At 70.1% G+C, this 11,835-nt stretch carries 12 protein-coding genes; 9 read left to right on the forward strand and 3 right to left on the reverse strand.

The features are described from left to right. The first annotated feature begins 30 nt into the window (after positions 1-30). The 9 genes from ffh to KLI87_RS37005 all read left to right on the forward strand — a co-directional run bounded on the left by ffh (position 31) and on the right by KLI87_RS37005 (position 8,082). Positions 31-1,602 carry a signal recognition particle protein gene (gene ffh / locus KLI87_RS36965; protein ID WP_214620731.1) on the forward strand — a complete coding sequence of 524 codons (1,572 nt, stop codon included), beginning with the start codon at positions 31-33 and terminating at the stop codon, positions 1,600-1,602. A gap of 227 nt (positions 1,603-1,829) precedes the next feature. Beyond that, positions 1,830-2,279, forward strand: coding sequence for a 30S ribosomal protein S16 (gene rpsP, locus KLI87_RS36970; RefSeq protein ID WP_214620732.1), 450 nt, complete (start codon positions 1,830-1,832; stop codon positions 2,277-2,279). A 1-nt stretch (position 2,280) separates the two neighbouring features. Next, on the forward strand, positions 2,281-2,523 hold the full coding sequence (locus KLI87_RS36975; protein WP_021598307.1) for an RNA-binding protein: 243 nt from the start codon (positions 2,281-2,283) through the stop codon (positions 2,521-2,523). A gap of 1,133 nt (positions 2,524-3,656) precedes the next feature. Further along, positions 3,657-4,169 (forward strand): ribosome maturation factor RimM, encoded by a 513-nt coding sequence (gene rimM, locus KLI87_RS36980; protein ID WP_156221230.1) that lies wholly within the window; start codon positions 3,657-3,659, stop codon positions 4,167-4,169. Continuing rightward, positions 4,166-4,948, forward strand: coding sequence for a tRNA (guanosine(37)-N1)-methyltransferase TrmD (gene trmD / locus KLI87_RS36985; RefSeq protein ID WP_214620733.1), 783 nt, complete (start codon positions 4,166-4,168; stop codon positions 4,946-4,948). Before rimM ends, trmD begins: the two co-directional genes overlap by 4 nt. A gap of 120 nt (positions 4,949-5,068) precedes the next feature. Continuing rightward, positions 5,069-5,419, forward strand: a complete 351-nt coding sequence (rplS, locus tag KLI87_RS36990; protein ID WP_067461562.1) for a 50S ribosomal protein L19 — start codon at positions 5,069-5,071, stop codon at positions 5,417-5,419. Positions 5,420-5,587: 168 nt separating this feature from the next. Then, a complete protein-coding gene (lepB, locus tag KLI87_RS36995) occupies positions 5,588-6,478 on the forward strand; it encodes a signal peptidase I (RefSeq protein ID WP_308166489.1) in 891 nt (296 codons plus the stop codon). Between the two features lie 498 nt (positions 6,479-6,976). Beyond that, positions 6,977-7,771: a ribonuclease HII gene (locus tag KLI87_RS37000; RefSeq protein WP_308166490.1), complete on the forward strand. Its 795-nt coding sequence runs from the start codon at positions 6,977-6,979 to the stop codon at positions 7,769-7,771. Then, positions 7,768-8,082 (forward strand): DUF2469 domain-containing protein, encoded by a 315-nt coding sequence (locus KLI87_RS37005; RefSeq protein WP_214620734.1) that lies wholly within the window; start codon positions 7,768-7,770, stop codon positions 8,080-8,082. The genes KLI87_RS37000 and KLI87_RS37005 overlap by 4 nt, the downstream gene beginning before the upstream one ends. 636 nt (positions 8,083-8,718) lie before the next feature. On the opposite strand, the gene dprA is transcribed toward KLI87_RS37005, so the two are convergent. The 3 genes from dprA to KLI87_RS37020 are packed head-to-tail and all read right to left on the reverse strand — an operon-like array spanning position 8,719 to position 11,756. Then, positions 8,719-9,858 (reverse strand): DNA-processing protein DprA, encoded by a 1,140-nt coding sequence (gene dprA / locus KLI87_RS37010; protein ID WP_214620735.1) that lies wholly within the window; start codon positions 9,856-9,858, stop codon positions 8,719-8,721. After that, on the reverse strand, positions 9,855-11,402 hold the full coding sequence (locus KLI87_RS37015) for a YifB family Mg chelatase-like AAA ATPase (RefSeq protein ID WP_214620736.1): 1,548 nt from the start codon (positions 11,400-11,402) through the stop codon (positions 9,855-9,857). The genes dprA and KLI87_RS37015 overlap by 4 nt, the downstream gene beginning before the upstream one ends. Beyond that, positions 11,403-11,756 (reverse strand): YraN family protein, encoded by a 354-nt coding sequence (locus KLI87_RS37020; protein ID WP_156221219.1) that lies wholly within the window; start codon positions 11,754-11,756, stop codon positions 11,403-11,405. Positions 11,757-11,835 lie beyond the last annotated feature (79 nt).

An 11,835-nucleotide genomic window follows, 5' to 3' on the forward strand; every position in this document is an offset into this window, starting at 1 on the left:
CCAGAAGCTTTCCAAGGACGGTCCAGACACGTGTTCGAGACGCTCTCCGACCGGTTGACGACGGTCTTCTCGTCGCTGCGCAGCAAGGGCCGGCTCTCCGAGGCCGACATCAACGCGACGGCCCGCGAGATCCGCGTCGCTCTGCTTGAGGCCGACGTCGCGCTGCCCGTGGTCAAGGACTTCATCGCGCGGGTCAAGGAGCGGGCGCGGGGGGAGGAGGTCTCCCAGGCCCTGAACCCCGCCCAGCAGGTCGTCAAGATCGTCAATGACGAGCTGATCAACATCCTCGGCGGCGAGACGCGCCGGATCCGCTTCGCCAAGAACCCGCCCACCGTGATCATGCTGGCGGGCCTCCAGGGCGCCGGCAAGACGACGCTGGCGGGCAAGCTGGCCCGGTGGCTGAAGGCCGAGGGCCACGCGCCGATGCTCGTGGCCGCCGACCTCCAGCGCCCGAACGCCGTCCAGCAGCTGCAGGTGGTCGGCGAGCGCGCCGGGGTGCCGGTATTCGCGCCCGAGCCCGGCAGCGGCGTCGGCGACCCCGTGGACGTCGCGCGCCGCTCCCTTGAGCAGGCAAAACACGCCCAGCACGACGTCGTCGTCATCGACACCGCCGGCCGCCTCGGCATCGACACCGAGATGATGCGGCAGGCGATCGACATCCGCGACGCGGTCAGCCCCGACGACGTGCTGTTCGTCGTGGACGCCATGGTCGGCCAGGACGCGGTCAACACCGCCCAGGCGTTCATGGACGGCGTCGGCTTCGACGGGGTCGTCCTCACCAAGCTCGACGGCGACGCCCGCGGCGGCGCGGCGCTCTCGGTGCGGCACATCACCGGCCGCCCGATCATGTTCGCCTCGACGGGCGAGAAGCTGGAGGACTTCAGCGTCTTCCACCCGGACCGCATGGCGGGCCGGATCCTCGACATGGGCGACGTCCTCACCCTGATCGAGCAGGCCGAGCAGGCGTTCGACGCCGAGCAGGCCGAGAAGATGACCAGCAAGTTCGCCTCGGGTGAGGACTTCACCCTGGAGGACTTCCTTGAGCAGATGATGATGATCCGCAAGCTCGGACCCATCGGCAACCTGCTCGGGATGATGCCCGGCATGGGCCAGGTCCGGGACCAGATCAGCCAGATCGACGACAAGGACCTCGACCGGGTCGCCGCGATCATCCGCTCGATGACCCCGCAGGAGCGCTCCCAGCCCAAGATCATCAACGGCTCCCGCCGGGCCCGCATCGCCCGCGGCTCCGGCGTCAGCGTCGGCGAGGTGAGCAGCCTGGTCACCCGGTTCTTCGACGCGCAGAAGATGATGCGCCAGATGGCCGGGGGCATGGGCATCCCCGGCATGCCGGGCGGCGGACGCCGCAAGGCGGTCAAGGCGCCCAAGAAGAAGAAGGGCAAGCAGCGCAGCGGCGACCCCCGCAAGCGCGCCGCCGGACGGCAGCCCGAGGAGCAGCCCGCCACCGACGCCGCGCCGCAGGGGCTCCCGCCCGGCCTGGGCGGCGGCCAGGGCGGCCTGCCCCCCGGCCTCGGCGGACAGCTGCCCCCCGGCTTCCAGATGCCCGACCTGGGCAAGCTCCAGGGCCGCAAGAAGAAGTAGCGCCACAGCGGGCGACCGGCCGTGCGCGCACAGGAAACGCCGCGTGTCACGCCACGATTGCGCGTTCACGCCGTTCGTCTGGCAGAATGGCTGGCTGGAAACCCCGGAATCGCCAGGCGCCCTCTCTCGTCCTGTGCGCCCGGAGTCCATCGAGCGGCCGTGAGCCGGTGTTCCCCACCTGGTACGGGCCGCTCACCTCGTCATGAAGTCTGGAGTACACCACACCCGTGGCAGTCAAGATCAAGCTCAAGCGTCTGGGGAAGATCCGGAACCCGCAGTACCGGATCGTCGTGGCCGACGCGCGCACCAAGCGCGACGGCCGTGCCATCGAGGAGATCGGGCTCTACCAGCCCAAGCAGGAGCCGTCGCTCATCAAGATCGACTCTGAGCGCGCGCAGTACTGGCTCGGCGTCGGCGCGCAGCCGACCGAGCCCGTCCTGAACCTGCTGAAGATCACCGGCGACTGGCAGAAGTTCAAGGGCGAGCCGGGTGCCGAGGGCACCCTGCGGGTCGCCGAGCCCAAGGCCGACAAGAAGGCCGTGTTCGAGGCCGCGGTCAAGGAGTCGCTCGGCGACGACGAGCCCGCGGGCCCCGCCACCCGGGCTAAGAAGAAGGCCGAGCCGAAGAAGTCCGAGGCCAAGGCCGCCGAGACAACCGAAGTCAAGAGCGAGGGCTGACGTGCTCGAAGAAGCGCTCGAGCACCTGGTCCGCGGGATCGTGGAGAACCCGGACGACGTCCGGGTCCGCGCCCGCCGGATCAGGGGCGGCCGGGTCCTTGAGGTGCGCGTGCACCCCGAGGACCTCGGCAAGGTCATCGGCCGAAGCGGTCGCACCGCCAAGGCCCTCCGCACGGTGATCAGCGCCCTCTCCGGAGGCCGCTACGTGCGCGTGGACCTGCTCGACGTCAACGAGGTCCGCTGAGTGCGCCCCTGGCATCACGCATGCCGGGGGCCTCTCGGTACCCGGGGGACCACACCCCACCCCCTCGGCCTTGGCACGCCCACCCCGCCCCACCCAGCGTCCAGGCCCCAGGCCCCGGGCACCAGAACCCAGCTCCCCGTGCCGACGGCCGCAGCCCACCCCCGCCCAAGCCTGACGCAGCGAATCCCGGCCAACACCGCCAAATCACAGCTCCCTGTGCCGACGGCCGCAACCCGCCACCAGCCGAGCCTGGCGCAGCGGCCCCCGGCCCCCAAATCACAATCCCCCGTGCGGACGGCCGCAGCTCCCCGCCGGCCGAGTCTTGCGCGGCGTATCCCAGCTAACACCGCCGAGTCACAGCTCCCCGGGCGGACCATTGCACGCCACTCCCAGCTAAGCCTCGCGCAGCGGCCCCCGGCCTCCACCGCCGAGTCACAGCCCCCCGGGCCGATCACTGCACACCACTCCCAGCCGAGCCCGGCGCAGTGGCCCCCGGCCCCCACCGCCAAATCGCAGCCTCCCGTGCGGACGGCCGCAGCTCCCCGCCAGCCGAGCCTTGTGCGGCGGATCCCGGCTAACACCGCCGAGTCACAGCTTCCCGGGCGGACCATTGCGCGCCACTCCCAGCTAAGCCTGGCGCAGCGACTCCCGGCGATCATCGCCGAATCGCAGCCTCCCGTGCGGACGGCCGCAGCTCACCGCCGGCCAAGCCTTGTGCGGCGGATCCCGGCCGACACCGCCGAGTCACAGCCCCCCGGGCCGATCACTGCACACCACTCCCAGCCGAGCCGGGCACCCTGGGTTCCAACCCTCACCACATCGCGGAACCCTGGGCCGACGGCCGCAGGGAGCCCTCTCGCCTGGCCCAGTCGGCCACGCACCCCACTCAGCGCCTGCACCCTTCACACTGAGCCGCAGCGCGGCATGGCATGCGGTGTCGCCGCGTACGCGGGCCCCCACGAGCACGCCACCGCCCCTCACACCAGGACGCACCCCGTCCCGGTCATCGCATCGCGCGCCCGCTCCTTCCGCCCGGACGGTGCAGTCCGCGCGATCCGCATCGCCGCCACCGGCGCTGCGGGCGGCGCGTCCGAGGCGGGAAGCAGGGGCCGGGAATGGATGGAGCGGTCCCGATGAGCGAGAAGATCGTGGTGGGACGGATCGGACGCCCGCACGGAATCCGCGGCGAGGTGACCATCGACGTCCGCACCGACGAGCCCGACACCCGGTTCGCGGCGGGCACCGAGATCGCCACCGACCCCGCCGACGCCGGGCCCCTCACCATCGAGCGCGCCCGCTGGCACTCGGGCCGGCTCCTCCTGCGCTTCGCGCGGGTCGATGACCGCGACCGCGCGGAGGAACTGCGCGGCACGTGGCTGGTCGTCGATCAGGACGACATCGCGCCGTCCTCCGACCCGGACTCCTTCCACGACCAGGAGCTGATCGGGCTCGCCGTCGTCACCACCGACGGGACCGGAATCGGCCAGGTCGCCGAGGTCCTCCACCACGGCCAGGACCTCCTGGTCGTGCGCGGCGCCGGAGGCGAGAAGCTGGTCCCGTTCGTGTCCGCGCTCGTCCCCGAGGTGGACGTGGCGGGCGGGCGGCTCGTCATCAACCCGCCCCCCGGCCTGCTCGACGAATCATGAAACTCGACATCCTCACGATCTTCCCCGAGTACTTCGCGCCCCTGGACGTCTCGCTCCTCGGCAAGGCCCGGCGCAACGGGCTCCTGAACGTCCATGTCCACGATCTGCGCGACTGGACGCACGACCGGCACCGCACCGTGGACGACACCCCCTACGGCGGGGGCCCCGGGATGGTGATGAAGCCGGAGCCGTGGGGTGAGGCAATTGACTCCATCGCGCCACACGGCCCGGTGCCCCGGATGATCGTCCCCACCCCCAGCGGCCGCCCCTTCACGCAGGCCCTCGCGGTCGAGTACGCCGCCGAGCCCTGGCTGCTCTTCGCCTGCGGACGGTACGAGGGCATCGACTCCCGCGTCGTCGAGGAGACCCGCGCCCGCATGACCGTGGACGAGATCAGCCTCGGTGACTTCGTCCTGGCGGGAGGGGAGGTCGCCGTCCTGGTCATGGTCGAGGCCATCGGGCGGCTCCTGCCCGGTGTCCTCGGCAACGCCGACTCCGTCGCCGACGACTCCTTCGCCCCCGGCGCCATGGAGTCGCTCCTGGAGGGTCCCGTCTATACCAAGCCCCCGATCTGGCGCGAGCGGCCCGTCCCGGACGTTCTTCTGTCAGGGCATCACGGCGCGATCGCCCGATGGCGCCGTGACGAGGCACTGCGACGCACGGCCCGGAACCGGCCCGAACTCCTTGCCCGCCTGGACCCCGGCTCCCTGGACGGGCGTGATCGGGACGTCCTGCGCGAGGCCGGTTTTCCGGTTGACGCGGATGATGTGGCAGACTAGAGCGTCCGTGCCCATGAGACCGCACGGGCACCCTAAGACCGCTTCCCGCGGCGCGACGCCCCCACGAAAGACCCATCGGGGCCTCTCGGCGCCCGCGTTCGACCATGAGGAACCGCTGCGATGCACACGCTGATCCAGGAGATCGAGAAGGCCGCGATGCGCGCCGACGTCCCGGACTTCCGTCCGGGCGACACGCTGAAGGTGCACGTCCGCGTCACCGAAGGCAACCGGAGCCGTATCCAGGTCTTCCAGGGCGTGGTGATCCGGCGCCAGGGCGGCGGCGCCCGCGAGACCTTCACCGTCCGCAAGGTCAGCTACAGCGTCGGCGTCGAGCGGACCTTCCCGCTCAACAGCCCCTCGATCGACAAGATCGAGGTCGTCACGCGCGGCGACGTCCGCCGCGCCAAGCTGTACTACCTGCGCAACCTCCGCGGGAAGGCCGCCCGCATCAAGGAGAAGCGCGACTTCTGAGCCATGGCTTTCTCAACGCCCCGGGAACCGCGCGCGGTCACCGGGGCGTTGCCCGTTTCGGACGAAGATGAACGGCACTGTCCCGGCGACACGCCAAGGGGTGGGGCTCCTGGGCCCCGGCGCCGCTAGGCTTTCGCTCTGATGACTGACGAGGACGATCGGAGAGACGTGCGATCCGAAGCCGAGGGCGCGGTGCCCGAAGATGAGCAGACCGTGACCTCCGCCGAGGAGGCCGAGGAGACGGCCGAGGACGAGTCCTCCGAAGAGGGCGAACCCAAAAAGAAGAAGCCGGGCTCGTTCTGGAAGGAACTCCCGGTCCTCATCGTGGTCGCCGTCGTCCTCGCACTGGTCATCAAGGCGTTCGCCGTGCAGGCCTTCTACATCCCGTCGGGCTCGATGCAGAACACCCTCCAGGTCGGCGACCGCGTCCTCGTCAACAAGATCGTCTATCACACCCGCGACATCGCGCGGGGCGACGTGGTGGTCTTCAACGGCCTCGACTCCTGGGACCCCGAGACCCAGGTCAAAGAGCCCGGCAACCCCGTCTCCAAGGCCCTGCACGCCGTCGGCAGCGCCTTCGGTGTAGCCCCCAACGAGAAGGACTACATCAAGCGGGTCATCGGCATCCCCGGCGACCACGTCAAATGCTGCGACGCCCAAGGACGGATCACCGTCAACGACGTCCCGCTTGACGAGAAGTCCTACCTTTTCACCGACCCGATCACCCACGAGCAGAACAAGCCGTCCAACGACCCCTTCGACGTCACAGTCAAGGAGGGACAGCTCTGGGTCATGGGCGACCACCGGGAACTGTCCTACGACTCCCGCTCCCATCGCGGCGACCCCGGCGGCGGCACCATCCCCACCGACCGCGTCATCGGCCGCGCGTTCGTCATCGTCTGGCCCCTGAACCGCCTGGACACGCTCCCGATCCCCAAGACGTTCAAACAGGCCGGCTTCAAGGCCAGCGCGATGGCCCTCCCCGCCGCCCCTCTGGCCCTGGGCATGGTAGGCGCCTTCCCCGTCACCTACCTCCTACGTCGCCGCCGCCTCAGATAACCCCCCTGAGGCCGCACCCACAACGCCGAAAGCCTCGCCCACAATCGACCCGCCCGGCGCCCCCACAGCGCAGGCCCGGCCGCTACCCAACCACGCCCCTTCCCAGTAGCCGGACAACAACCCCGCCAGCAGGGCCACCCCCACCAGGCCCCCACCCTGCGCCCCCACGCATCCAGGGGACACCCTTCACGCCCAAGAGCCCGCCCCTCCCCACCACCAATCGCGCCCGCCGCCTCAAAGGCGGCCCCAACCAGCGCCCCCACAAGCAGGCAGCCGGGCGGCCCCACCGGGCGGCCTCACCGGGCGGCGCGGTTACCCCTCTGAGTGTCTGGGCGAACCTCCTGCCAGCTGTTATCTGGGCTGAGTTTGTAGACGGGCGGACGGGTGCCGCTGGTCCCGTTTGCTGATCGGCAGGCTTCCGATATCCGCCTCACAACCTGGCGACCGGCGGGTTCGGCGGTGGTGGGCGCGGGGGAGGGGGACGCGGAGGGATTGGGCGTGATCGTTGACATGTCGGAGAAGGCGGGAATCGGGAGCAGCTTGGGCTTCCGGCGACGTACGCTGCGGAGCATGAAAGGACGTCCGCTTCGCTTCACGCCGCGCCGAGACGCCGGTCTGCATGGCTACGAGCGCGCCTTGCAGCATGCCGGTTTCAGTCCCGTGGCCGGAGTGGACGAGGCGGGGCGGGGCGCGTGCGCCGGGCCGATGGTCATCGGCGCGGTGATCCTGCAGGGGGGACGCGGGAGGATCGAGGGGCTCAGCGACTCCAAGCTCCTGACCCCGGCTCGGCGCGAGGAGCTGTACGCCGAGATCACCGAACGCGCGTACGCGTGGAGCGCCGTCGTGGTCCCCTGCTACGACATCGACCGGATCGGTCTCCATCGCTGCAACATCACAGGGATGCGGAGGGCGCTGGCCGCCCTCGACAAGCGCCCGGCCTACGTGTTGAGCGACGGCTTTCCGGTGCCTGGGCTGGAGGTCCCCAGCCTCGCGATGATCAAGGGCGACCAGGTGGCGGCATGCGTGGCGGCCGCCTCGATCATCGCGAAGGTCACCCGAGACCGCATCATGGTGGACCTCCATGACCGATACCCCGCATACGGCTTCGACGTCCACAAGGGTTATGTGACCAAAGCGCACGGTGCGGCACTCGTTGAACACGGACCGTGTCCTGAACATCGCTTCTCCTACGTCAATGTGCGTGCCTTGCGTAACAATGGAGCCGTGGCCTTGGTGGAGGAGACCGACGGGGAGGTCTCAGGCGAAGGCCGTACGGAAGGGGCACGAGCGTGAGCGCCGAGGATCTGGAGAAGTACGAGACCGAGATGGAGCTGCAGCTCTATCGCGAGTATCGGGACGTCGTCGGGCTTTTCACCTATGTCGTCGAGACCGAGCGAAGGTTCTACCTGACCAACTCGGTCGATCTGCAGGTGCGCAGCGCCGACAACGGTGAGATCTACTTCGAGGTCACGATGCAGGACGCCTGGGTCTGGGACATGTATCGCCCTGCTCGCTTCGTCAAGAACGTGCGTGTGGTCACGTTCAAGGACGTCAACGTCGAAGAACTGGCCAAGAGCGACTTCGAACTCCCTTCGGATCAGTAAGTCGGGCGCGGCCCCCAGAACTTGATCTTCCGCTGTTGCCGTAGGACGGCTGTCCTCGACCTGCTTTGAGTGAGTCTTGAGAAGTCGCGCGTAGGTGCAGGCGGTTGCGACGCTGGCCGCTGACAGTTGGTGACCGGCAAGCCCAGTTCAGCCGGATGCCTCGTTCGGGTGGACGGCCGGATCCCGTCGGCCAGGCGTGGCGAAGACTGGTGGGTCGCTTGACGTCTCGGAGGTGCTCGCGGGACTTCGTTCGTTGGCGGGCGAGTCTGCATGGCTGTGAGCATGTCGGCGGTGGTCGGTTGGTCCGGCGGCGGTTGTGTCCGGCCAGAAGGTGGGCGGAGTCAGTGACTTCGGTGGTTTCGCCTTTGGCTCAGGTCGCCTCCTTGGCTCTGTCTGCGGATGGTGCGTGTTCCTGCGGGGTGTGTTGTCGCTCCCAGTGGAGGGAAGCGGCGGTTGAACCAGGCGCCTTGTTACGTAGTGGTGCGTCGGGGTCGGTCTGGGGGGCGGGGGGCGGAGTAGCTGTGTGCCGCGTACGTCCAAGTTGCTGTGGGGCTGTCAGGCGGCGGCACGTTGGGGGCCGAGGTTCTGGGAGGAGTCGTTTCGATGTCTGTGAGAGTTCTCAGGTGGGGTTGAGAGCTACTTGGGTGATCTGGCTTGTTTCGTCAGGCGCCAGCCGGCTTCGGCGCGTTCGACGAAGCCCGAGGCGGCCAGGAGGCCCAGCTTGGCGTTGACGATGTGGGGGCCGACGCCCACCTTCGCGGCCAGTTGTGAGGGGCCGGTGGAGCCGCGGGTGGGCATCGCCTCCAGCACCGAGCGGGTGAGCGGTTCCAGACGGTCCCGGGGGAGGACGGGTGTGTGCGGTGGTGGGGCGAGGTCGGTGCCGATGAGGCCGACGGCCTCGATGACCTCTTCGGGCCGGGTGACCAGGACCGTGCCCTCTTCCCGCAGGAGTTTGTGAACGCCGACCGAGGTGCGTGAGGTGATCGGGCCCGGGACGGCCATGACGACGCGGCCGAGTCTGCGTGCCCAGGTGGCGGTGTTCAGCGCGCCGCTGCGGGCCTCGGCCTCGACGATGACGCTGCCTCGGGAGAGGGCGGCGATCACGCGATTGCGGACGAGGAAGCGCAGCCGGTTCGGCGGTGCGCCCGGCGGGGACTCGCTCACCAGGAGGGAGCGTTTGGCCATCTCGGCGAACAGGCCCTCGTTGGAGGCGGGGTAGGGGACGTCGACGCCGTTCGCGAAGATCGCGACGGTGGCACCGTCGGCGGCCAGGGCGCCGCGGTGGGCGGCGGCGTCGATGCCGAGGGCTCCGCCGGAGATGACCGTCCAGCCCTGGTCGGTCAGGTCGGACGCCAGGTCGGCGGCGGTGCGCAGGCCGTAGGGGGACGCGGCGCGGGACCCGACGATGGCGACCGACCGCAGGCAGGCGAAGCGGAGGTTCTCGGGGCCGCGAAGCCACAGGGCGTAGGGGCGGTGGTCGGCGAGGTCGTCCAGCGTGGTGGGCCATTCGGGGTCTCCCGGGCAGATGAGGCGGCCTCCGAAGCGGTCGCAGACGGCGAGGTCCTGGTCGGGGTCGACGGTCGCCAGCCGGACGCGCCACTGGTCGAGCCGCTGGAACTCCTTGGCGGTGACGGTCAGGTCGTGGGGGTTCCGGGCGGTGCGGATGATGTCGAGGGCCTTCTCGGCACCGGAGTGGTCGATGATCCGGTTGAGGAACGGTTCGCCTGGTTCCGCGATCGCGGTGAGGGCCGCGCGAGTGGTTCGTTCGGCGTTCATGGGCGTGACCACAGGGCGAGGGCGCCGCCGACGTCGTCCGCGTCGGGTTCGTCGTGGCCGGACAGGTCGGCGATCGTCCAGGCGACCCGGAGGATGCGGTCGAGGCCGCGGGCGCTGAGGGTGCCCCGCTGGAGGGCGTCGTCGGCCGCGTGCATCGCCTCGGGGCGGGGGGTGAAGCGTCGGCGCAGCTCCGGCCCGGGGATCTCGGAGTTGGAGCGCCAAGGGGTGTCGCCCAGGCGTTTGGTGGTTCTCTCTCTGGCGAGCAGTACGCGTTCCGCGACGACCTTGCTGGACTCCGCGAACTCCAGGTCGTAGCGGAGTTCGGCTCGGCTGGCGGGGGACAGTTCGAGCTTGAGGTCGATCCGGTCGAGGAGCGGGCCGGAGAGCTGCGAGGTGTACTTGCGGCGGATGCCGGGGGCGCAGGAGCAGTCGATCTGCTTGGCTGCGGCGCAGGGGCAGGGGTTCGCCGCGAGCACGAGCGTGAAGCGGGCCGGGAAGGTGGATGTGCCCCCTGCCCTGGAGATCCTCACCTTTCCCTCTTCGAGGGGCTGGCGCAGCGCGTCGAGCGTTCCGTGCTGGAACTCGGGAGCCTCATCCAGAAAGAGGGCGCCTCGGTGGGCCAGTGAGACGGCTCCTGGCTGGAGGGTGCGGCCGGAGCCGCCGCCGACCATGGAAGCGCGGGTGGCGGTGTGGTGCGGCGCGTGGAAGGGCGGATGGGTGATCAGGGGTTGCCCGGGTGGGAGTGTTCCCGCGACGGAGTGGATGGCCGTGACCTCCAGCGCGGTGTCGGGCTCCAGGGGCGGCATCAGCGTCGGCAGGCGTTCGGCCAGCATCGTCTTGCCGCATCCGGGAGGCCCGGTGAAGAACAGGTGGTGCCCTCCGGCCGCGCTGATCTCCAGCGCGCGGCGCGCCTCGGCCTGCCCTCGGACGTCGGCGAGGTCCATGTCGGGACGGGTGTCGGGCCGCCGCGCGGCCAGGCCCTCGGACGGGGTGGAGAACAGGTCGGGCTCCTCGTCCTCGACGGGCGGCGGCTCGTCGCGCAGGATGCACAGGAGGCCGCGCAGGGTGCCCGCGGAGATCACCTGCATGTCGGGGACGAGTTCGGCCTCGGCGGCGTTCGCGCGGGGCACGACCACCGTGCGGCAGCCGGCGTTGGAGGCCGCCAGGACGGCGGGCAGGACACCGGAGATCGGGCGGAGCCGACCGTCCAGGCCGAGCTCGCCGATCAGCACCAGGCCCGCGCAGGACTGGACGGGCACGGCCTCCGCGGCGGCGAGGAGCGCCACCGCGATGGCGACGTCGAAAGTCGAGCCCCTTTTGGGCATGCTGGCGGGGCACAGGGACACCGTGACGTGTCGGTTGGGATAGTCCTCTCCGGAATTGAAGATCGCGGCGCGGACCCGGTCGCGGGCCTCGCTGAGCGCGGTGTCGGGCAGGCCGACCAGATGCAGGCCGGGCACCCCGCTGGTGATGGCGGCCTCGACGTCCACGACGGAGCCGTCCACACCCACCAGGGACACCGAGCGTGTCTTGGCGAGCGTCATCTAGCACACCTCCTTCAGGTGGTCGACCGAGAAGCCGTCGCCCTCGGAGACCAGACCCAGGACGTCCACCCGGATGAGGGTGCGGCCGACGCCGTGGCTCGTGGCCCACTGCCAGGCGAGCAGCCTTAACCGCGCGGCCTTGGCCGGGGTGATCGCCTCCAGCGGGTCGCCGTAGCGCGCGGAGCTGCGCGTCTTCACCTCGAAGACGACGTGCCGGACGCCGTCGTAGGCGACGATGTCGAGTTCGCCCTGACCGCAGCGCCAGTTGCGGTCGAGGATCGTCCAGCCGAGCTCGGTCAGGTAGTCGACCGCCGCGTCCTCACCGCGGCGACCGAGGCTGATGTGGGTGTTCATGACCTCACCTCCGGCCTTCGACGGTGCCGCAGCGGCGGACAGCCCGGAAGTAGAACGGCATTCTGTGGATAGAGCGGGT

Origin of the sequence: Actinomadura sp. NEAU-AAG7 (assembly GCF_018603865.1) — a bacterium.
Lineage (GTDB): Bacteria > Actinomycetota > Actinomycetes > Streptosporangiales > Streptosporangiaceae > Spirillospora > Spirillospora litoris.